This is a genomic window from Desulfosoma sp. (genome assembly GCA_037481875.1).
Lineage (GTDB): Bacteria > Desulfobacterota > Syntrophobacteria > Syntrophobacterales > DSM-9756 > Desulfosoma.
Genome location: JBBFKY010000001.1, coordinates 111,030 through 133,409 on the forward strand (window position 1 = coordinate 111,030; position 22,380 = coordinate 133,409).

At 53.3% G+C, this 22,380-nt stretch carries 19 protein-coding genes; 1 reads left to right on the forward strand and 18 read right to left on the reverse strand.

From position 1 onward, the window contains the following. The first annotated feature begins 76 nt into the window (after positions 1 to 76). Positions 77 to 1,207 carry a class II fructose-bisphosphate aldolase gene (locus WHS46_00480; GenBank protein MEJ5347149.1) on the forward strand — a complete coding sequence of 377 codons (1,131 nt, stop codon included), beginning with the start codon at positions 77 to 79 and terminating at the stop codon, positions 1,205 to 1,207. A gap of 104 nt (positions 1,208 to 1,311) precedes the next feature. Here the strand turns inward: WHS46_00480 and WHS46_00485 are convergent, their stop codons facing one another. From WHS46_00485 to WHS46_00570, 18 genes are all read right to left on the reverse strand, one after another. Continuing rightward, entirely contained in the window at positions 1,312 to 1,980 is a 669-nt protein-coding gene (locus tag WHS46_00485; protein MEJ5347150.1) for a sulfotransferase family 2 domain-containing protein, read from the reverse strand. A 33-nt stretch (positions 1,981 to 2,013) separates the two neighbouring features. Next, positions 2,014 to 3,141 carry a glycosyltransferase gene (locus WHS46_00490; GenBank protein ID MEJ5347151.1) on the reverse strand — a complete coding sequence of 376 codons (1,128 nt, stop codon included), beginning with the start codon at positions 3,139 to 3,141 and terminating at the stop codon, positions 2,014 to 2,016. After that, positions 3,138 to 4,274: a glycosyltransferase gene (locus WHS46_00495; GenBank protein ID MEJ5347152.1), complete on the reverse strand. Its 1,137-nt coding sequence runs from the start codon at positions 4,272 to 4,274 to the stop codon at positions 3,138 to 3,140. Before WHS46_00495 ends, WHS46_00490 begins: the two co-directional genes overlap by 4 nt. Continuing rightward, a complete protein-coding gene (locus WHS46_00500; GenBank protein MEJ5347153.1) occupies positions 4,271 to 5,458 on the reverse strand; it encodes a glycosyltransferase in 1,188 nt (395 codons plus the stop codon). The genes WHS46_00495 and WHS46_00500 overlap by 4 nt, the downstream gene beginning before the upstream one ends. Beyond that, entirely contained in the window at positions 5,455 to 6,780 is a 1,326-nt protein-coding gene (locus WHS46_00505; protein ID MEJ5347154.1) for an O-antigen ligase family protein, read from the reverse strand. The genes WHS46_00500 and WHS46_00505 overlap by 4 nt, the downstream gene beginning before the upstream one ends. Positions 6,781 to 6,808: 28 nt before the next feature. After that, positions 6,809 to 7,498, reverse strand: coding sequence for a hypothetical protein (locus tag WHS46_00510; protein ID MEJ5347155.1), 690 nt, complete (start codon positions 7,496 to 7,498; stop codon positions 6,809 to 6,811). Further along, complete coding sequence (locus WHS46_00515; protein MEJ5347156.1) at positions 7,491 to 8,618, reverse strand: glycosyltransferase; 1,128 nt, start codon at positions 8,616 to 8,618, stop codon at positions 7,491 to 7,493. Before WHS46_00515 ends, WHS46_00510 begins: the two co-directional genes overlap by 8 nt. Positions 8,619 to 8,620: 2 nt before the next feature. Continuing rightward, positions 8,621 to 9,721, reverse strand: coding sequence for a glycosyltransferase family 4 protein (locus WHS46_00520; GenBank protein MEJ5347157.1), 1,101 nt, complete (start codon positions 9,719 to 9,721; stop codon positions 8,621 to 8,623). 73 nt (positions 9,722 to 9,794) lie between these two features. Then, the gene (locus tag WHS46_00525) at positions 9,795 to 10,823 is read right to left on the reverse strand and encodes a glycosyltransferase family 9 protein (GenBank protein MEJ5347158.1); all 1,029 of its coding nucleotides are present in this window, start codon (positions 10,821 to 10,823) and stop codon (positions 9,795 to 9,797) included. Between the two features lie 32 nt (positions 10,824 to 10,855). Next, positions 10,856 to 11,989 (reverse strand): glycosyltransferase, encoded by a 1,134-nt coding sequence (locus WHS46_00530; protein ID MEJ5347159.1) that lies wholly within the window; start codon positions 11,987 to 11,989, stop codon positions 10,856 to 10,858. A gap of 141 nt (positions 11,990 to 12,130) precedes the next feature. Then, positions 12,131 to 13,318, reverse strand: a complete 1,188-nt coding sequence (locus WHS46_00535) for an ABC transporter substrate-binding protein (GenBank protein MEJ5347160.1) — start codon at positions 13,316 to 13,318, stop codon at positions 12,131 to 12,133. A 95-nt stretch (positions 13,319 to 13,413) separates the two neighbouring features. Beyond that, positions 13,414 to 14,712 (reverse strand): phenylacetate--CoA ligase, encoded by a 1,299-nt coding sequence (locus tag WHS46_00540; GenBank protein MEJ5347161.1) that lies wholly within the window; start codon positions 14,710 to 14,712, stop codon positions 13,414 to 13,416. Between the two features lie 14 nt (positions 14,713 to 14,726). Beyond that, the gene (locus WHS46_00545; protein MEJ5347162.1) at positions 14,727 to 16,052 is read right to left on the reverse strand and encodes an AMP-binding protein; all 1,326 of its coding nucleotides are present in this window, start codon (positions 16,050 to 16,052) and stop codon (positions 14,727 to 14,729) included. Continuing rightward, entirely contained in the window at positions 16,040 to 16,765 is a 726-nt protein-coding gene (locus WHS46_00550; protein MEJ5347163.1) for an ABC transporter ATP-binding protein, read from the reverse strand. The genes WHS46_00545 and WHS46_00550 overlap by 13 nt, the downstream gene beginning before the upstream one ends. After that, entirely contained in the window at positions 16,759 to 18,948 is a 2,190-nt protein-coding gene (locus WHS46_00555; protein ID MEJ5347164.1) for a branched-chain amino acid ABC transporter ATP-binding protein/permease, read from the reverse strand. The genes WHS46_00550 and WHS46_00555 overlap by 7 nt, the downstream gene beginning before the upstream one ends. 6 nt (positions 18,949 to 18,954) lie before the next feature. Continuing rightward, complete coding sequence (locus WHS46_00560; protein ID MEJ5347165.1) at positions 18,955 to 19,839, reverse strand: branched-chain amino acid ABC transporter permease; 885 nt, start codon at positions 19,837 to 19,839, stop codon at positions 18,955 to 18,957. A 70-nt stretch (positions 19,840 to 19,909) separates the two neighbouring features. After that, the gene (locus tag WHS46_00565; protein ID MEJ5347166.1) at positions 19,910 to 20,470 is read right to left on the reverse strand and encodes a 2-oxoacid:acceptor oxidoreductase family protein; all 561 of its coding nucleotides are present in this window, start codon (positions 20,468 to 20,470) and stop codon (positions 19,910 to 19,912) included. 21 nt (positions 20,471 to 20,491) lie between these two features. Continuing rightward, complete coding sequence (locus WHS46_00570) at positions 20,492 to 22,363, reverse strand: thiamine pyrophosphate-dependent enzyme (GenBank protein ID MEJ5347167.1); 1,872 nt, start codon at positions 22,361 to 22,363, stop codon at positions 20,492 to 20,494. Positions 22,364 to 22,380 lie beyond the last annotated feature (17 nt).

The window sequence follows — 22,380 nt, forward strand, 5'->3', positions numbered from 1 at the left end:
CTTGCGCTTTTTTCGAGGATTATCTATAGAGGAAACAACCTTCTTGAGACAACTTACGAGAAAAGGAGCATCCCCTATGGCATGGAAAGATTATCGCCCTGAAAACGTCAAGAAACGATTCCCTCACTCCATCGTGCCTCTAGTGAACGGCAAGGCATTGCTTCGAGCCGCCAAAAAACACAAGGGCATGATCATGGCCACCAACATTCGCTGTCGTCTGCCGGTGGAAGGCATCATTCGGGCTTCCATGGCGACTCAGGCACCGGTCATGTACGAAATCGCCAAATCGGAACTGACCTACACCGAATTCACTCCCGCTTCCTTTGTGGACTTCATCGTCAAGGAAAATGAAAGACTGGGCAATACCCAGGTACCCTTTGCCGTTCACGGGGACCATATCACCGTGAAGAAAATGGAAGACAAGGATTCCGTTCGCGACCTTATCGCCGCCGAGATGGAAGCGGGTTACACGTCTTTTGCCATTGATGCTTCCCATATGGAAAACGAAAAGAACCTGGAGGCCACCACTGAATTGGCTCGGCCAATCATCGAGGCGGGCTTGAGTCTGGAAGTGGAATTGGGAGAAATCGGCGCCAAAAGCGGCAGTGCCGAAGGATTTACACGTCCCGATGAGGCCGAGTGGTTCATCAGCAATTTGGTGAAAAACGGAGTCCATCCGGATCTTTTGGCCATCAATAACGGTTCTATTCACGGCACCTATTTCGGAACGGCTCAGGAAGGCATTCAGCTGGATCTTACCCTGGAGATCTGGAACGCCATTCAACCCTGGGACGTGGATATCGCTCAACATGGCATCACAGGCACATCGCTGGAAAAGATCACTTCCTTTATCAACTACGGTATCCGTAAAGGCAATGTGGGAACACTCTGGCAAAACGTATCCTTTGGTTTTGCCATGAATCAGAACGGGAACGCCATCACCACGCCGGAAAAAGGCTACGTGAAACGCCCGTATCGGGGCATTCCTGATGAGCTTTGGCAGGAAATGTGGGCTTGGGCTGTGGAGACGGGAAATGTCGGCGGAAACATCAAGAACGCCAACAAGGTGTTCGCGGCCAAGCTCAACGCCATTCCTGCCGAGTACAAGGAACGCATCACAGCGCATGCCTACGAAGAAGCCGTACGCCTTTTCGAAGCCACCCATTCCATAGGGTTGGCCGACGCCGTGTGGAAAGAACTGGCATGAGTACGTAAAGTCGTGAAGTCGTGAAATCGCGGTACCTTTTCCCCCACTCACAAATCACAATTTACGACTTCACGATTTACCAATCACCATTGACGATTTACGGTTCACGATTTCACGAGATCGTCAAAGTGGTAGCCGAAAAGTTCGATGTCCTTTTGGAAGTGTCGAGCGACTAGCTCGGCTGTTTCGTCCGTGTAATAAGCCCTGTAATCTCGTCGGTCTGCAGCTCTTCGTTTATGAGGTAGACGAGGGGTTTGAATGCCGATTCTTTGACAGGCTTCATGAAAATCTTGCTCGAAGCGTTCGTAGCGTCCCACAAAATCCACGATAAGACTTCCGTCCAGATCCACGAGATAATCCGACTGACGTTCAATGGACACGTCAAAATGGAAAACATAAGGCCGATCCGGGTCCAATTTGTACTTAAGAAAGTCCTCGAAAGTGCTGAATCCTTGCATCAAGTGGGGGCGTTCCCGTCGAATATGGTGAAAGGAGCTGACCTGCAAGTCCCAAGGATTTCGAACGAAGGCGAACTTAAAAAGGCTGTCGAAAAATTCACGGGGAAGCATTTCCTTGGCGGCGATGGCCTTGGCGTGTCGTGGCAGTTTGCAGGCCAATCGATGCCCGAACAGAGCGCTTAACCGGCTGCAAAGGGAAAGGGGAATTCGGTAAGGGTCCCGCCATTTATAGCCCCGCAAGGCCACGCGAATGCTGGTACCTCCCGTTTTGGGAATGTGCACGAAGAGAAACTTGTATTTCGGCGAAAGCAACAAGGGTGAACTTCTCCTTTTTTTATCGCTGAGAAATTATCGGTCATTCCCCAAAAGAACTTTCAAGTACATGCGGGCGCTGTTTTCCACTGTATAAGGCGCTACGGCCCGCCGCAGACGCTCTTTATCAGGTGGGTGGTCCAACATGTCAAGAATGGCCGCAGCCATGGCATCGGGATTTCCCATGGGAACCAAGGGGGCTATGGTTCCGCCCTGAAGGATTTCTCGTGGGCCGCTGGGGCAATCGGTCGCCACCACCGGTGCGCCCAAAGCCATGGCTTCCGTCAGAGCATTGGGAGACCCTTCCCATAGGGACGAGAGCACAAAGACGGACGCCTTTCTGAGATATGGATAGGGATTCGTCACAAACCCCGCCAGGAAAACATCTTGGGCGATACCAAGTTCGTGCGCCAATGTTTCAAGTTTTCGCCGATGGGATCCTTCTCCAAGCAGGATGAGCCGGCACGGTCTGGAAGATCGAACCCTTTGAAAGGCTCGCAGTAATGTGGGGAAATCTTTTTGAGTGGTCAGCCTGCCCATACCGACCAATACCGGAGTCGAGGGGTCGTCGAACCAGGAATGACTGAGCGGTTCGTTTGCTTGAAGGCCAAGGCGTGGTGTGATCACCGGGTTAGGAATAACGACAAGGGAATTTAGAGGACGCCCCAAAATGTTCAAAAGGTCTTGCGCCACACCTTGGGAAACGGCCACCACAGCATCCGCTTTGGGATAAAGGAGCCGGATGGGGAAAGCCCAGGCCGCTTTGTGAAGCCGCGATTTATGTTCGATGGCAGCGGAAATGGTTGTTCCGAGACGCAAAACGATTCGAGTGGACGTTTTGGCAAGGGCTCGAGCCATTACGGCGACTTGGTTGGCTCGGTCCTTGGCGGCAAGAAGCGCGATCGGACGGGTTTTTCTTAAGTAAAGAGCCAGTTGTGGAAGGCTTTGAAATGTATGACGCACGCCCAAGGATCGCAGCGGAACCGTTAGGTGTTTATTTTGAAGAAACAAGCTTCGCTTTTTGACGGCCACAATTTCAACCGAGCCATAGAGGTGCTGGAGTCCTTCCGCAAGATGCAGCATCATGCGTTCCACACCGCCTTGACCGGAAAAGTTTAGAAAAAGTGTCACGGGCCTTCGAGAAACCAAGGTGTCTTCCTTCATGAGTCAGTCCGAGGAACGTCTTCGTTCCCCAAGACTTGCAAGTAAGCGTTTGTGGCTTCTGAAACACGGTAGCGAGACACGGCGGCCTTGAGAGCTTCGCTGTCAGGGGGATGGTCCATCAGGAAGGTGATGGCTTCGGCCAGCTTTTCCCAGGATTTCACAGGAACCAAGGGGCCGAGCCTTCCCTGATCCAGAATTTCTCGAGGACCGCTGGGACAGTCTGTAGAAGCTACGGGAATTCCTAAAGCCATGGCTTCCATGAGCACGACGGGAAGACCTTCACAAGTGGAAGAAAGGACAAAAACACGGGATCTGGCCATGTAAGCGTAAGGATTCTTCACAAATCCAGGAAAAGCGACGCGATCGGCAACGCCCAGAGCTTTCGCTAATTTTTCCAGAGGTTCCCGCTTTTTGCCTTTACCCAGAATCACCAAGCGATAAGGGTTCTGAGCGGGCAGCGCGGCGAAGGCTCGAATGAGGGTCGCAAAGTCTTTTCGTTCGCAAAGCTCCCCAGCTCCCAGAATGACCGAATAGGCCTCTGAAGCAAACCACGGATGATGCACAGGTTCTCTTCCCAGGGTTTCAAGATCTTTCGTGACCACGGGAGAAGGCAGAACGCGAACCAGTCCGGGGGGCAAGGACGCGATCGAACACAAATCTTTCGCAGCCCCTTGAGAAGGCACCACCACCGCATGAGCCTTGCCGTACAAATGCCGAATGCTCCAGTATTGCAAAAAACGATGACCGAAGCCGCGTCCTTCGAGATTCTTGGAGACCGTGGTTCCTATGCGCACCACCAGGCGCCCTTTGAATCCGGCCATGGACGCAGCAAGCAGGGCTGTTCGGTTCACTCGATCCTTATCGCACAAGAGCGCGTCCGGACGTTCGGTCCGCAAGTAATGCGCCAACCTCAAAAGACTCGATTGCACATGTCGGGTTCCCAAAGGAACAAGTCGAACGTTTTCGGGCACCTTCTCCAGAAAAGGCCCATGCCCCTGGACCTGAAGAAGATCCACGGCGATGGGTCTTGTGCCCAGCTCAACGATAAAGTTTTTCATGATTCGGTCCACACCGCTGTGACCCGATGTGGCTAGGAAAAGGGCAAGCCGCCATGGGGCATGAGTGATCTTCACGGGTTGGGCTCCTGGTATCGAGGTGAGCGGCTAGGTGCATCAGGCATTCGGTTTGTTTCCGTGGAAAGGAATCCGAAGGCTCTGAGATGTTCACGAGTGCTGGCAGTGAGCGTGTAGTTGGTGACGGCTTCTTTGAGAAAGGAAGGGTCAGGACGCTTTTCCAGAATCTCCAGCATAGCTCGAGCCATGGCCTGAGGATCTCGGACCGGCACGAGGCGGCCGTAGCGACCGTCCTGCAAAATTTCTCGTGGACCACTCGGGCAATCCGTGGAGACTACAGGTGTTCCCATGGCCAAAGCTTCCGTCAGCACATTGGGGGAACCTTCCCACAAGGATGACAAAACAAAAAGGTCGGCATGGGCGAGATAGCCATAAGGATTTTCCACAAAGCCGGGAAAATCCGTCCACGAAGCAATGTTCAGGGATCGGCTTAGAGCTTCAAGCTTTTTTTTGAGGTGGCCCTGACCCAGAATGATAAGCCGAGCTGGCTTTGTGTGGACCATGATGGCAAAGGCTTGGAGAAGTGTGGGAAAATCCTTGGCTTTACGAAGACCTCCCATACCGACCACGATGGGAACTTGGCGTGGGGACACGTAAAAAGGATGAAGCGGGACTGAGGGAGGGGTCGAAAGCATTTCCGGAGTGACCACAGGATTGGGCACCACATGAATCTTTTCAATAGGAACCCTGAAAAGGCGCATCACATCCTGGGCGACGCCTCGAGAGACGGCAAGGATCCCGTCCGCCTGAGGAAAAAGACGGCGAAGACGCCGCAACCGCCACCAGCTTGTCAGTTTCCAGCGGTTTTCGTAGCGAGCCGAAAAGGTTGTCCCGACCCGAAAGAAGACTCGAGTGTCCGTCTTCGCCATGCGTACCGCCGCAAGTGCTTCCTCATCGCTTCTTTTTCCGGAAAGAAGGACATCGGGTCGAGCTTCAGACACGTGGTGGGCAAGGAACTCCGTAAGATTTCTTGAAGACTTTTCGTTGACAATGATCAGACGCACACGGGAAGGAAGTTTATCCAGATAGGGAGCCTCTCCTGAACGTGTCATGAAGTCCACTGTACAGCCGTGTTCGGACAGTCCTCGAGCCAGATGCACGAGCATCTTGTCATTGCCACCGTCTCCGGCCGAAAAGGTCACCAGCGTCATGTGAGGCGGTTTTGTTATGGACTTTGGGCTCATGGACTGGATTCCTTGATGTCTCGAGGTAAGTGCGGAAAAAGAGGGGTTGCCGCGATGATGCCTGCAAGATAGTTCCAGAAGAAACGCCAATCCGGATGTAGGCTTCGAAAATCAAAAATAGCCCAAAGGAAGAGATAGATCAGGGAAGCCAGGGAGAAGAGCCACATGGAGGTGTTCAGCGCCCCTTCTTTCCAGGAACGATGGGCACCCCAGAACAGGGCCCCATACATCCAGAGCCACAACAGACCTCCAACCGCCCCGAAATGATAAAGAATTTCCAATTGCGTGCTGTGCAGGTGATCCCACCATTGCATTTGCCCTTTCCAGTTGGGGGCTTGCAGGGTCTTTCGGCCGCTTTCCTGAATGAATCGCTTGGATGTGGCCGGACCTAAGCCCCACAAAGGGTTTTGGGAAATGCCTTCCAGTGCGAACCGGTAAAGATGGGCTCGGTAACCCGTTGAATCATGTGCCGGCTGCGTGAAATCAAAGGATTTTAGTTGAAACAGGGTGTGGCTTTCCTCTTTCCACCTTTTTTCAAAAAGGTGCCAATTAAACATCGCAATGATCCCAAGGAGGACCCAAAAGACAAGAAGAGCCCTTTTAAGGGGTCGCAGAAAATTTTGAGATGGGACCCTTGTCTTGGACAGAAACAAAATCCCTGTGACAATAAAAGCCGTCACCCCAAAACCTAAAAAGACACCTCGTGATTGTGTGAAAAAAAGCGATTGTCCGAGAAGGACGAGAAGTCCGGCCCAGAGCAAGATCCAGAGACCTTTGTAACGACGAGCCTGAAAGAAAGACGGTGCAAAGCACACCAAGGCCCACAAGAATGACCCTGCGTAAAGGCCAAAGGCTACGATACGCAAGTGAAAACCGGTGCGCATGCCTTGATAGGCGCCTTGCAAAGTATCCAGATCCAACACGCGCAGCATGCCCACCACAAGCCCTGCCAGGCCGACTCCAAGCAGCCGGCGGCATACCTTTTCATCCCCCTGGCACCACCAAGCCACCACCGGAAAGAGCATAAGCCTGGCCCATCCCCAAAATCCTTCCCAATGATAACCGGCCCACTCCGGTCTCTGGAACAGTGCTGCGAGGGTTCTCCAGATGAGGTAACCGAAAAGCGCTGCCCACGGACGAAACAACCATCGAGCGTGATGAAAGCCGTTGGAAGGAGCTTTTAAAAGATAAAGGCCCACGAGGGTCCACAGCGCCACCGTAGCCACGGTGGTGCTCAGCAAGGCGGTGAAAGCAAATAGATAGAGGGCTCCAGCGGCCGCTTTGTCCAACATTTCAGTATGTCTTAGAGATGGAAGTCTCACGAGTGTCATCCGTTTTTTAAACGCGTCATCAGCGCTTCACCCACCGTTTGGGACCTCTTGCAAGCCGGTGGAGTATGTTGGGAATCGCTTTATAACCGATTTTAAGCTCAGGGGGCCGCAGCCTTTCATTAAGGATACTTTCGGAAAAATGTTCCTTCCAGCGTTCGGGATGTTTCGAGCCTACACCAAAGATGTAGACAGAGCTCATCCGATCATCGTTCCATGACACATAAAGCATCGCAAGCCCGTTTTCATGGTAAAGCCGCTTCAGGGACAGAGGAGTAAACCGCCAATAGTCCCCGTATTCGGTATGGTAGGGCTGCAGGAAGGGAACACACACGATGACGATGTCGCGAGACAGCAAACACAGATTTTTGAAAGCCTGCTGGACATGATAAACGTGTTCCAAAGTAGTGTGATTAAACACCACATCAAATCGGCCTATGAGTTCTTGCGGCAGTTCGTTTTCCAAATCTAAAAAGATTTCATTGGGAATATCTTGAAAACCACGGGCTTCGCTTTTCCAGTTGGTCAACCAGTAACTTGCTGCATTGGGAAAATAGTCTCGGTAGTGTCCACCCTCCTTGTCCTCATCTTTCCAGGCACTAACGTTGACGATGTCTCCGTGAAACAGAGACGAGATTTTTTTCAGTTCCTTGTTGGACCAGAGGCGTGGCAGACGAAACCATCGATCGATACCGAAAAGTTTCCTATTCATGAAGTGGCTCCGGATTCTCGAGCAAGAGGGTCTGCTTCAAGATTTGAGCTCGATTTTCCCAACGGTAACGAAAGGCGTCCCTTTTCGCCTGATCGGCCATTTCTTGAGCCCGCTGCGGATGTTCTTGAAGAAACTTAAGGGCGTCCACCCACGCCTTTTCATTGTCAGGGGGCACACAAAGGCCGTTTTCCTGATGGCGTATGATTTCTCGAATGGGTTTGAGGTCGCTGACGATGATAGGCCTTCCGGCCGCCATGGCTTCAAACAGTTTCATAGGGCTGATGGATCCCGCATGGGGAAGATGTTCCTGGTAAGGCATCACCAGAATATCCGCCTGTTCCAGGTAGCGGGGAATCATCTGATGGGGCACAAAAGGAACTATTTGAATGCGATCTGTAAGGGGGCGATCTTCCAGAAGCCCTACCACCGTGACGCGACACGCCCCGTGGAGAGCGAGTTTTTCCAGAATACCGAGTCCGCGATCCCGACTGATGCGTCCCACGTACATGACATGAGGTTCCTTGAGACCGGCCGGATTCCATGGCGCTATGTTTTCAAAAAGAGAAAGATCCGCGCCGCAAGGACAGACGTGAAGGCACATGGCCGACACTCCATATTCCAAAAGACCCTGAGCGGCGGCCTCACTAATGGGAAAGAAACGTCGAATAAGGCCCTTGGCGTGTGCCGCCACGAGTTGACCCAGAACCCCTTGTCGACGTAGGTCGTCTACGTCGTGCACCTCAAAGCTGTGAGGAACACCGTAACGGATCAAGGCTAGACTGAGATCGGCGGATCGTGTGTACACCGCGCAGGAGTGTCGAAGTTTGTCAGCATATTTCCAGAAAAAAGGGGCAAAAGAGACGGGTTTCCACAGAGAACGCAAACCACCGTGGGCATAGACTTCAAGAGAATTGGTGACCCCGAGTTGTGTGAGAATGTCCTGGAGAGAGGCATTTCCTTTCCAGGGCGGTAGGTGCAGTTGCACGTGAACCCCGATACGCACGAGGCCTTCCACGGTTTTCACGGTCTGAATGACGTTGGCTCGAGGCCGGTGCAGGCGAGCTCTGGAAAGATAAACCACTTCAACAGAGGGGTGAAACGGCTTTCGGTCCTCGGACATGCTCATGAAACCTCGAGGATTTCTTCATAGACGGCGAGATTGCCCTGAATCATGATTTCAGGGGAAAAGTGCGCCCTTATGAGGTGTCGTCCCTGAGCACCCATACGGCGAGCTTCGTTAGGAGAATGCAGCATATGAAGAATCGCTGCTTGGAGTTCATGGCCCTTTTCAGGGTTCACAAGAAGCCCGTTAATGCCGTGATGAACCACTTCGGGGACGCCTCCGGCTCTAAAGGCCACGATGGGCACACCGGCAGCGGCTGCTTCCAAAAGGCACACGCCTAAACCTTCCATCAGGGCCGGATGCACCACAAGATCCAGGCACGGAAAGATCCTGTCCATGTCCTTTCGAAACCCTAAAAAATGGACATGCCGGGTCACCTTTTTTTCGATTGCACGTCGACGGAGCGTTTCCAGGAGCGGACCTTGTCCGAAAAAGCAAAAATGCGCATTGGAATAGTGTGCCGTGACGGCAGGAACAACGTCCATGAGCCGAGCATGCCCTTTGCGAGGAATAAGTTGCGCTACGGTGCCGATGAGAAGGCTGTCTTTTGGAAGTCCCAGATCCTGAAGCAGTTTTTCTCGAGGGTATGGGGTGTTAAACCTTTGGGGTTCTATGCAGCTCTTGACGATACGGATTTTTGCCGCCTCGATTCCCTGGTGTTTCAAAATCTCGGCAATAGCCTCAGAAATGGCGATAATGCGTTGGTACGGACGATATTTGATGCGAGCCGGAAGGGGGTTTTCCGGATTATCTACGCGGCGCGTGATGAGAGGCGGTACATGCCGCGCTCGAGCGATCCATCCGCTCCACCAATCGGCCCCTCGTCGGCTGTGAGCGTGCACAAGATGAGGACGCCATCGAGTCACTGCTTGCCACAGGCTCCGAGGAAACCTCGGGTCCATTTCACCGTGCATCTCCACTGGAACCAACCGGGCATACGGGGCCGCGGCCCGGGCTATCGCACTGTTTTTGGGAGCGCATAAAATATTTTCAACGCCTAAAGACGCCAGTCCTCGAAGGAGCAGGAGCACCTGGTAAGCCCCTCCGTAAAGATGACGTCCTGTTTCCACGTGTAACACACGTAACGGCTCTTGGGTCATGGCGAAAGCAGGTTTCCGTGAAAGAGGCTTCATAGGCATAGGAAAAATGCAATGCAAGGCTTTCGCACAGATCTCATCCTTTTGAAGAGTCCAAAACACGATGTGCCGCGGTCAAGACATCGTCTTCACGGATGGCTGCCATGCATGGGAAGGCCTGGCCGCAAGTGGGACGACGGCGGCACGGGGAACATGGCATGCGTTTGTAGAGAACCACGGCGTGATTCGAACCCGTGTGAAGATACGGGCATGTGGCCCCGAAAAGGGCGATTGCGGGGCGGTTCTGAACCATAGCCATGTGGGTGAGACCTGTATCGACGCCGATGGTCAAGGAAGCTCCCGTGACAACAGCAAAGCTTTCCAAAAGGTTGGTTTGGCCACACAGGACATGAACGTGTTCGGAGCTGTGGCTTCGTATGCGCTGCGCCGCATGGCGATCTTGCGAAGCGCCGAGAAGGATCGGTTTTAGAGCGAATTCCTTTTTCAACCTATCAGCCACTCGAGCCCATCGGTCTTCGAGCCAGTGTTTTTGAGGTCTGGTGGTAAAGGGAGCCAGAACAGCGTAGGGGCCATCGATTCCTTCCCTTTGCAGAAGAGCACTCACGCTTTGCATGGTGTTTTCAGCAATGGGAAACGTCCAACCGGGTTGGAGCGGAGCCACGCCAAGGACATCTAAGATGTAGTGGTACTCAGACCCGATCCGTTTGGTGGAAGGACCTTTGTCGATCACATGCGTCATGAGCCCCAGATGGGGTTCCTTGGATCTGAAACCCACACGAAGAGGAGCTCCGGTAAGCCATGCAAGAAAACGGCTTCGAAGGAGTCCCTGAACGTCCAGCACGAGATCCGGCTTTTTGGCGGTGAGGTTTGCTCGGAAAGCTTTGATCTCACGTGCCAGAGCCCCCAAATGTCCTGTTTTGATCAAATGAGTCCATTCTCGTTTCGGCCAACAAATCACCTCGTCCAGATCAGGATGCTGTCTGAGAAGTGGAGCCATGGCCGGTTCTGCCATCCAGTAGAGACGTGCCTGAGGAAAGGTTCTTCGAAGGCGGGGAAGCATGGCAGAAGCCATAATGATATCCCCGATGGCGCTCGGGCGAATCACGACAATACTCTCAGGTTGTCCACAGGAAATTCTCAAGGCAAAAGACCCCGGGATGCCGACAGTTGTTCGTAAAGGGATTCGTAAGCTTCCACAATGGCCTGCTCACTGTAACGTTCTTCAACCACTTTCATGCCCTGAACCCCGATTTTTCGAAGGTCTTCCTGAGGAAAGTCAGCGACCTTTGCCATGAAGGAAGCCCACTGCTCGGGCTTTTCCACATCAACAAGAAAACCGTTTTCGTTGGGTTCAATCAGTTCGAGTGCTCCAGCGGTTCGTGTGGAGAGCACCGGAACACCATAGCTCCACGCTTCCAAAATGACGTTTCCCAGGGGTTCATGACGTGACGGGCATATCAAAAGATCTGCCAGGTTGTAGACAACCGCTGGGTCATTCTGCCAGCCCACAAAGCGAATGAAAGATTGTATGCCCAGCTGTACGGCCGTTTCTTCCAGTTGGTTTCTCATGGGGCCGTCTCCCGCAAGGATCCATACCACCGGGCGATCTTTGCATGGGTTGGGACGTAGAGAGATGGCCTGAAGAAGATCCTGAAAACCTTTCTTGGGAACAAATCGACCCAAGGCCAGAATCACGAAGGCTTCTCGAGGTATTTTCCATTGTTGTCTGTACAGGGACAGTTCGTCTTCGGTCATGGTCCTGGGTGTTTCCACAAAATTGCCTACAAAGAAGACTCTGGTTGCAGGAAGTCCTTCTTTCACGAGGTAGTCACATATTCCTTTCGTATTTCCTACCCAGGCATGCGCATGGCGATAGTAGCCATTGATCTTGTAATAGCCTCCTAACCTGGCTATATGGACCACAGGCAGCCCTTTTGGGATTCTGGTAAGCCGAGTCGCTCGTCCCATGTAGGTTTGCACGATGGGATACCGGCTCTTTTGAATAAGGCGCCTGATTTGCCACATGGAATACACGTCAAGGCCGTTCATCATTCTGAAGCACCTTTGAGGCACAACGTTTTCCAGGGCTTTGTTCACAGGACTTCCCGGCCTGTTGACGGCCAAAACCGGGTGCCCTCGAGAGGCAAGAGCCTTAACGAGCCGTACGTAGAATCTGTCAGCTCCACCGTACTGTCGACTTCCGAGGATATGGATTGACCCGAGGGATCTTCGAACGGAATCTCTTACGTCTATGTCATATGGTTTTTCCATAAAGAACCCTGGACCACACCTTTCAGCCAGGTCGTATGGCTGAGGAAAGGTCGCACATGACAAAAAGTCGCCCGGTGGAAGACCGGGCGAGAAAAACACCGATGGGATGGACCATGAGTCTAGAAAGACGCCTTGTAAAAGTCATGGCTGGATCAGCTTCCAACCTCCATCGACCACCTGAACGATCACCAGCGAGTCGGTGTCTAAACCATTGTGGTCTTCGGGTGTCAAGTTGTAAATACCGCTGATTCCCACGTAGCCTCGCGTCTGCTCGATGGCCGTCCGAAGTGCGGCCCGATCCGTACCGGCTTGTCGCATGGCATTGGCCAGAATCATGATGGCGTCCCAAGCATACCCGCTGTGAGTGTTGATGGGATATTGTTTGTCGTAATGGTAGACGTCCTTGTAAAAGTGAAGGAATTCGCCGATGACCGCCTTTTGAGGATCGGAGTCGGGAAGTTGATCCGCGACCATGAGTTTGGTGGAAGGCATGTAGGTTCCGTCGGCGGAGGATCCGGCCAATTCCACGTACTTGGGATCGGGCTGTCCGTGGCATTGAAAGAGAGGTGTGGTGATCCCCAACTGTTTCACGTTCTTGGCGACACGGGCTCCGGCCGGCCCGATGGTCCAGCAGATGATCACTTGAGCCGGTGTGGCCTTGATTTTCACAAGCTGTGTGGTCATATCCGCATCGTTCACGTCAAAAGCTTCATTGGCCACGACTTCCATCTTGTGGTCCGGGGCCAGCCGAAGGAGCCACTCCAAGCCGTCTTTTCCGAACCCATCCGTTGCCGTGAGCAGAGCCACTTTGGTCCATCCCTTGGCTTTGAGAAACTCATAGACCTTAGTTACGGCGGTGGATGTTCTCTGGGGTGTCTTGAACGTCCAAGTAAAAGGCCCGTATTTACCTCCGGCGATCACCGGGTCTCCCCCGACGGTCATGATCACTGGAATTTCAGCCTTTTCCGTATAAGCTTTGACGGCCATGCCGGTTCCTGTGCGGGTAGGGCCGATAAGCGCAATGACCTGATCCTTTTCCACGAGACGTTTGGCTACTAAAAGAGCTTTGGTAGGATCGCCTTCGGTATCACCGATGATCAGTTCCAAAGGTCGCCCGTTGATGCCTCCTTCCTGGTTGATTTTGTGGACAACCATTTCAGCCACCAGCTTCGTGGGTGTCCCGATGGAAGACGCCGGACCGGATAGGTCGAAAAAGGCGCCGATCTTGATGGAATCCGCGCTCCAGCCGGGATAAACGCCGAAAAGGGCGATAACGCCGACGAGGACCGTTGCCATAGTTGTCTTGAAAATGTTGGGATGCGTCTTCATGGGCTGCCTCCTTTGGGGTTCCAAGTCAAAACATTCAACCTTTCCTGAGCCGGCCTGTTTTGAGGCTGGCTCAGGGGTTTCCAGGCAGGCTCCGTTCAGTCTTCCCGAACACGGTGGTCAAAGACTCGCTTGCTTTTCCGATCCGTTCTTGGAAGCGTTCCGTAATCCACCAGGTCCACGGTGCACCGCACGAGGATCTTTTTTCTGATTTCGGAAGAGATTTTTTCTTTGAGTGCCTCGTCTTCATGGGAAGACGTTCCCATAGCCCGTTCCACTTTAAGAATCATCATGTCCCGGCCGTCTTCTCGATGATACAGATGCACCTGGTATTCGCTGCCGGCTCCGGGGATCTGGGAAAGCACATGGTCGATCTGTCCAGGATAAATGTTGACGGCTCGATAGATGAACATATCGTCCGATCGGCCCAGGAGATGATCGTGGCGAGGTAAAGGATTGCCGCACGGGCAGGGTTCCGGAATCAGGCGGGTCAGGTCACGGGTTCGATAGCGAATCAAAGGAGCGGCTTCCTTGCGCAGCGTCGTTACCACCATTTCTCCAAGCTCACCTGGAGGCACAGGTTCCAATGTTTCCGGATGAAGGAGTTCCAAAATGTAATAATCCGCCCAGTAATGAATGCCTTGATGCGCCATGCATTCCAAGCCGGTGCCCGGGCCGTAGAGTTCTGTCAAGCCTGGAATGTCAAACATGTGCTCCACACCCGTGCTGGCCTGAATACGGCGGCGCATGCTGCGGCTGTGGCGTTCCGCGCCGAAGATGATCTTTTTCAGGGCGATTTGGTTACGAAGACCGCGTCTTTCAATTTCTTCGGCCATAAGCAAGGCCATGGAAGCCGTGGCACAAAAAACCGTGGATTGAAGATCTACAAGCATCTGGCAATGGATTTCCGTGTTGGCCGGCCCTACCGGCACGGCCATGGCTCCGAAACGTTCGCATCCCAGCTGAAAACCGACGCCTGCGGTCCACAGTCCATAACCTACCGCAATCTGGACTCGATCTTGGCGCGTCAAACCGGCCATTTCGAAACACCGAGCGAACATGTCAGCCCAGTCGTCAATGTCTTTTTGGGTGTAGCACAAAACCTTGCGTTTGCCTGTGGTCCCCGAGGAAGCATGAATACGAACGATTTTTTCAAAAGGAACGGATCGAAGCGGAAAAGGGTAGCCAGCCTGAAGATCATCGGCCGTGGTGAAAGGAAGACGTCGCAAATCATCCAAGGATCGAATCTGATCCGGTGTCACCCCTGCAGCGTCCAGCCGTTGCCGATAAAACGATGAATTGTGATAAGCGTGCTGCACCGTCCAGCGAAGCCCTTGAAGTTGTAGTTCTTGAAGATCCTCTCGGCTGGAACGTACCGGCATGAAACTCAAGGTCATGGAACAAACTCCTTTCATGATTCTTCTCTTTCTCTAAAAACCGTCTTGTATGTCAACCCTTCTTGAGGCAGCCTTTCCGCCGGAACATCCACGACGCGCACTCCAAGGCCCAACTCCCGTCGAAGGCGGCTGCGGATTTTTTCAAGGCGTGCGGTTTTGCTTCCATTGGGCAAGGCCTTGAAGGCCACCCACACTTCCAGGCTGTCTCCAAGACCATAGCGGGTCCAGACCATCAACCGAAAATCTTCGATATTCGGGTCTGTTTCTAGAAGAAGCCGTTCCACCCTTTGTGGATTGACAGGAATGCCTCGCACACTCACTCGATGATCCGTGCGCCGAAGCACGGAGGAAATCCTTACGGTGTGCAACCCGCAGGGACACGGAGAAGCGTCTAAAGTGACAACGTCTCCGGTACGGTATCGAATAAGCGGGTAAGCTTCCGCAGACAGAGTGGTGACCACCAGCTCTCCCTCAGCACCTTGTCCTACAGGCACTCCCGTGACAGGATGCACCACTTCCACCAGGAAATGGTCTTCCGCCACATGCAAGCCCCTTTGCATGCGGCATTCTCCTGCTAAGCCAGGTTCCACCATTTCCGAAACACCGTAAAGGTTGTAGACGGGAAGATCAAGTTCTTGTCTAAGGCGCATGCGCAGAGCTTCAGGAATGGCATCCGGACCCAGCACCATAAGTTTCAGGGAAAGATTGTGGTTTTCAAAGCCCTGGAGTCTTTCTTCATCCAAGGTGTCTATGAGATGCAAGGCAAAGGAAGGGGTTGCAGCCAGCACCGTGGATCGAAAATCGCGCATGATCTGCAGCTGTAACTTGGCGGACACTGTGGCCGAAGGCGCCACGGTCGCCCCCAAAGCTTCAGCGGCCTGATTGAAGGTCATGGCCCCTGGAAACAGGCTGTAATTAAAAGCTATTTGCACGATATCCCGGTCGTGGATGCCGAGACCTTGAAAAAGCCGAACCATCAGCGATTGCCAAAGAGCCACATCGCGTCGCGTGAAACCTACCACGATAGGACGACCGTCCCGGCTTGAGGCGATTTTCAAACGCACCACGTCTTTCAAGGGCACGGCAAAAAGGCCGTAAGGGTAGTGGTCCGCCAAATCTTCAGTGGTGGTGAATGGAAGACTTTGAAAGTCCTGGTCGGTTTTCACATCTTCCGGTGCAAGCCCCAGAGCATCCAGGCGATGACGATAAAAATCCACGTGAAAATAGGCACGGTTCAAGGTCATCTGCAATCTTTCCATTTGGACCTGGCGCAGTTTTTCTCTGTCCGGAACCACGTGATCCTTGATGCCTCCGTACCCTGTCAAGATCACCTCTCCCACTTATACTGGTAGTCCCGTCCCAGGTAAGCCCGCTGGACTTCTTCATGTTCCCGAAGCTCTTCGGCCGCACCTTCCAGAATAATCCGTCCCGTTTCCATCACATAGCCACGCTGGCAGAGATCCAGGGCTTGCACGGCGTTTTGTTCCACCAGAAGGATTGTGGTGCCGGCCTCATGGAGTTTTTGCAATGTGGCATAAATTTCATCGACGATCAAAGGGGCAAGCCCCAGGGATGGTTCGTCCAGCATCAAAAGTTTGGGCCTGGCCATAAGAGCGCGAGCCATGGAAAGCATTTGTTGCTCCCCGCCACTCAAGGTGCCGGCCTTTTGAAACCTCCGTTCCCTCAAAATGGGGAAAAGGTCGAACATCTTCGGGACATCTTGCCGAATGGCTTTTGGGCCGTGAATGTAAGCTCCCAGTTCCAGGTTTTCCAGAACCGTGAGGTTAGGAAAAAGTTGTCGAGCTTCCGGAACTTGCACCAAACCTCGACGCACAATGCGCTCGGGGGCTTCTCCATGAATCGGCTTTTCGTTGAAGAACACCTCTCCTTCACTGGGTGGTAGCACACCGCTGATGACTTTCAGCAACGTACTCTTTCCCGCCCCGTTAGCTCCAAGCAGGCACACCATTTCCCCTTCATCCACGTGAAGAGAAACACGCCGAAGCACCGGCAAGGGACCGTAATGGGCGGAAACATGGACCACCTTCAGCATGGAATGGTTTTTCCTTTTCGGCGCTGTCCCAGGTAAGCTTCCACCACTTTGGGGTCTTTTTGGATGTCTCTTGGTGTCCCTTCGGCCAGGATTCGGCCATGGTGGAGCACCACGATTCGGGTGGCATAAGCCATGACAATGTTCATGTCATGTTCCACCAAGACCATGCCCATCCGGGGACGCCGACGAACGGTGATCCAGTCCATAAGAGCTCGGCTTTCGTTGGGGGTGCACCCTCCCACAGGTTCATCCAAGAGCAAAACAGCCGGTTCCATGGCCAAAGCACGAAGAATTTCTAAGAGCTTTTTTTCGTAAAGGGAAAGAATGGATGCCGGTTCATGGGCCTTGGGAGCCAATGGAGTTTCTTTCAGAAGCGCCAAAGCGTCTTGTTCCAGGCTATGTTCTTCGTATCGTTCGTGCCGGGTATGCCCCATGGCTTGCAGGAACCCGGCCCGGCCGAAACGATGTCGCCCTACCATGATGTTTTCCAGAACTGTCAGACGATCAAAGATCTGGACGGCTTGAAAGGTACGCCCCACCCCGGCGGCCGCCACTTCATAGGCCGGCTTTCGACTCACGTCCCCTTCTCGAACCACAACCTTTCCTTCCGAAAAGCGCACCAAACCGGATACAGCGTTTAAAAGCGTCGTTTTTCCGGCTCCGTTGGGACCGATTACGGCGACAATTTCGTTGGAATGCACGGTAAAAGAAACATGAGCCAGAGCCTGAAGCCCCCCGAAGTGGACAGAAAGGTTTTCCACGCGAAGCACCGGATCAGAAGTCTGTTCCACCGCGGGGACACGCGATGGTTTTTCTGGGAGCTCAGAACTTCGGCCTACTCTTTCTGGGAGTATGATGCTCGCGTTCCCGGGGTGGAATGCTTTCTCACACATGTTCGCGCGGAACTTGCCTGGCAATGGAAAAAGGCGATCGTTTTCAGGGGAGTGCAGATCCTGGGGTCGCTTATCCTCGGGGCGAGACGCCTGCGCTCCCAGAAAAAAAGCCCGTTTTAGGTTGGTAGGGGAAAAGCGCTGGCTCGCACCTTTTCTAAAATCGTATTCTATGCAACGGCCTTTGCCATTCTCGAACACGCTCCCACGGCTGTCGCTTTCAGAAGAGCTTGTCCGCCGTTCCCGGCCTGAAGAAGAACCAGCCGCTATCGGTCGGTCCGGTGCTGTTTTTGCAATGTTTTTTAGACGAAACGGAGCTAGGTGAGGACGCCGAGGCTTTCGGCTCGTTTTGCGTTGAAAGACGTTCAAAAGGGCGGGAAGCAGGCCTTGAGGAAAAAAGACAAGGGAAAGGGTCAGTAAAAGACCATAGGCAAGAACCTGAAAATCTTCCATGGCATGAAGCAATTCCCGTAGCCCGGTGAGCAGCACCGTTCCGGCCAATCCTCCCCATAAGCTTCCTGGACCTCCCACCACCACCATGGTGATCACTTGAACAGAATAAAAAATATCAAAGGTGCTCGGACTGATGAATGTCATGTAGTGGGCATAGGCAAAACCTGCCAAGCCCGCCAGCACCGCGCTCAGAGTAAACACCTGAATCTTGTAACGGGGTGTGGGCACAGCAAGGGTTCGAGCTGTCAGTTCCTTGTCGTGAATGGTTTTTAGGGCTCGACCGATACGGGAATCTTCCAGATTCAGCACCCAGGAGAAGCACACGAGAAAAACCGACCAAACAAAGAAAAAGAAACGTCGGTCCGTGTTCACCGCCCAGCGACCCCATTGCATGGCGGGAATGGCGGCCAAACCGGAAGGGCCGCCGGTCCATGGTTCCATTTGGTTAAGGCAGATGCTGACAATCACATTAAAGCCCAGGGTGGCCATGACCAAGTAATGACCTTCGAGCCGAAGGGTGGGGAATGCCAGGGCGAGACCAAAAAGAGCTGTGACCAACAAGGCTACGAGGAGACCTGCCCATAAGGGCCAGCTTAACTGAGTGGTCACAATGGCGCTGCTATAAGCGCCCAGCCCGAAGAAAGCTCCGTGGCCGAGAGAGATCTGTCCGGCGCAGCCTATGAGGAGATTGAGGCCCAGAACCACCAGAGCGTTCAAGGCCATCATGTTGAATAGCACCAGGAAATAATCGTTAGGGACAAGGGAAGCTGTCAGGCCGAGTATGGCGGCCAAGAGGATCAGAGGTTTCCAGGCTTTGGGAAGGAAAGGAATGGTGCGCATAAAAGGCTACAGCCTTCGAACCCGTTCACTGCCGAACAATCCCGTCGGCCGAACGAATAAGACGCCTAGCAAAATGATAAAGGCAAAGGCATCCTTGTAAGCTGAAGACAAAAATCCGGCGCCGAAGGCTTCCAAGAGCCCTAACACGTAGCCCCCAAGCACGACACCCATGGTATTGCCGTATCCTCCCAGAATAGCCGCGGAAAACCCTTTAAGCCCAAGCATGAGGCCTCCACTGTAACTCATGCTGGTGAGAGGGGTGATCAGGATGCCGGCTAGGGCGCCCATGGATCCGGCCATGGCAAAGGCAAGGGCTGTAACTTTGCGAACGGAGATGCCAATCAGAACGGCTCCATACGGATTATCGGCTGCCGCTCGCATGGCCTTGCCGAGAAGGGTGAACCGATAGAAGAGAAAGAGCAAGATCAAAACGAGGATTGAAAGGCCTATAATCCAGAGCACTTGGGGAACAATGGCGGCGGATCCTATAAGGATGGGGGTTTCACTTCCCAGGGAAGGCAGAGTGTGGACGTTTTTTCCCCACACCACCATGCTTGTCCCTCGAAGACTTATAGAAACGCCGACGGTGATCATGACAAGCACCAGAACATCGCGGTGGCGGGCATGCCGAAGAGGACCCCATTCCAGAGCCAACCCGCATAAGGCCCCGAAGAGCACGGCTCCTGCCAGGGCCGGAACCATGGGGACAGCCAGTTTGTTCAAAAGGGTCACGGCCATGAGAGCCCCTAGCATGACAAAATCGCCTTGAGCAAAATTAACGATGCCGGTGGCGTTTTGAATCATGCAAAAGCCTAGCGCGATCAAGGCGTAGACACTCCCGTTGGTGAGTCCCGAGACCACAAACTGGGGTATTTGTTGAAAGATGGTCACATCCATACTTTGGGGCGGCGCTAGCCATTCAGACTTCTAGCTTTTTCATGGCTGAAGATTGTCAATAGGATCAGCCGGTCAAGGCCGCTTGGGCTCCGGCTTCCAGGGCCTTGAGGCTTAATTCCACCCGTTTCCCCTCCAATTGATTAAGAACGGCTTTCACATCGTCTAGGGTACAAAAAAGATTCCCGCTGGCTACCGCATAGCCTAAAAGGACCATATTGGCGGCGACTGCATGGCCTATGTTTTTGGCCAGACGAACAGCATCGATTTCCCCGGGAGCTTTGGGGTCGAACCGATGGCAAAAGAGAATGCCTCCCGGTCGAAGGAGGTACCCATGAGCGGCTACGCCTTCTTCATGGAGGGCTAAGAGGATATCGGCACAACCCGGTCGAATGAGGGGACTTGTCAGAGGCGAGGAAGCCAAAAAGTCTGTGGAGGAAGAGGCCGGAGAAGGTTTTCGGGAAAAGACTTTGAGGTGGCTGATGACGTTGCCTCCCCTTTGGGCCATGCCATGAGTTTCGGACACCAAAACAGAGAAATGCTTGAGCAGGGCCGCTTCCGCCAAGATTTTGGTAACGAAAAGCACCCCTTGCCCTCCTAGACCGCTTACGGCGATTTGCTGCTGCATGGGATTTGTCCTTTCAAACCTTTAGAAAGCTTCGGCAGACGCCCAAACGATGGCTTCATGGGGGCAAACATGGACACAGACGCCGCATCCGGCGCACACATTTTCATCAATGGAAACGGATTCCTTTTCTCCATGAAAGATTAAGGCCGGGCATTCAAAGTACTTGATACAAAAACCGCACCCTTCGCATTTATCCGTGACGACAGGGCGATGCCCTAAAGGTTTTCGGCTTTCACGCCGTGCATAGTCCATAAGACATGGACGTCGAGCGATCACCACGGCCATGCCGCCATTTTCGGCATCCTCGCAGTGGGTTTTGGCTTCCTTGAGTCGTTCCACAAAGCCGGGAACGTCATAGGGATCGCCCACACTGACATACTTGACGCCACAGGCCGTGGCCAAGGATTCCAAAGTTACCGGTGGCACCTTTTTCCCCTCCGAGTTCATGCCGGCAGCCGGTGTGGGCTGATGGCCTGTCATGGCGGTGGTGCCATTGTCCAGAATGACGACCGGAAATCGACAACCTTGGGAGACCGCATTGATTAAAGCGGGAATGCCTGCATGATAGAAGGTGGAATCTCCGATGGTCGCCACCACATGGCGAGTGTTTTGACCTGCTTCTCGATACGCTTGGTAAAAGCCGGCGGCTTGGCTGATGGAAGCGCCCATACAAAGGACCGTATCCACGGCTCCGAGGTTGAGCCCCAGAGTGTAACAGCCGATATCGCTGGCATAAATACCTTTGGGAAACACTTTGCGAATAGCGAAAAAGGCGGCGCGGTGGCCGCATCCGGCACAAAGTGTCGGACGTCGTCCCGAAACCGGTGGCGAACTTGTCTGAGGTGAAGATCGGTTCACAAAGCGGCTCAAAATGTTTTCCACAATTTCCGGAAGCAGTTCCCCTTCTTCAGGGACATGGCCGCTCAGGCGCCCTCGAACCTTCTCCCTGTCTCTGAGTTGCCTTTCGATCACGGGCTGGGATTCTTCCAGAATCAGAATTTCCTTAGCAGTTTTAAGGATTTCAAGACAGAAGTCTTCCGAAAGCGGATATGGCATGGGAACCTGAAAAAGGGGGAGCTGGTCCCAAAGATTCCATCCTTTGAGTATTTCCGCCGCGTGAGCACAAGCGGTGCCGGAAGCCACAATGATTTTGTCAAAGGTGCTTTCGCCTCGAAAGCCTGTGGCGACGTCCAAGGTTGCCGCGTTTAAAAGCCGAGGCTGCCATCGGAAATCCTGAGAGATTTTTCTTAGCTTTTCGTTGAGTTTTTTGTGCAGAAGATAACGGAACTTGGGGGTTGCGGCCCATCGTGCGGGATCTTTCTCAAAAACCGGTTGTGGCGCCTCCTTGAAAAAGCTTCGCAGTTCCATATCCTGCCGAGCGTGGCAGACTCGGGTCGTGGGGCGAAGAATCACGGGGATTTCATAATGTTCGGAAAGCTCGTACGCTGGAGTGATCCAGTCACGCGCTTGAGCTGGAAAAGCTGGATCCAGCACCGGCAATTTAGCGAACATGGCAAATTGGCGCGTATCCTGTTCCGTTTGGGAACTGTGAGGCCCAGGGTCGTCTGCGACGATCAGAAGAAAACCTCCTTTCACCCCGGTGTAGGCGGCGCTCATTACTGGATCGGCGGCCACGTTGAGCCCTACCTGCTTCATGGCGGCGGCGGAACGCCTTCCCGCGTAACTATTGGCCAAAGCCGTTTCCACAGCCACCTTTTCGTTCACGGACCACTCTGCATGACACGGCACGCCGTGGTTCTTCTTGAGGTGTAAAAGGGTGGTCATGATCTCCGAAGCAGGTGTTCCGGGATAGGATGTGGCCATGGTGCATCCTGCTTCTAAAAGTCCATGGGCTATGGCTTCATTGCCCAAGAGTATTTTTCTGTCGACCACGAAAAACTCCTGTTACC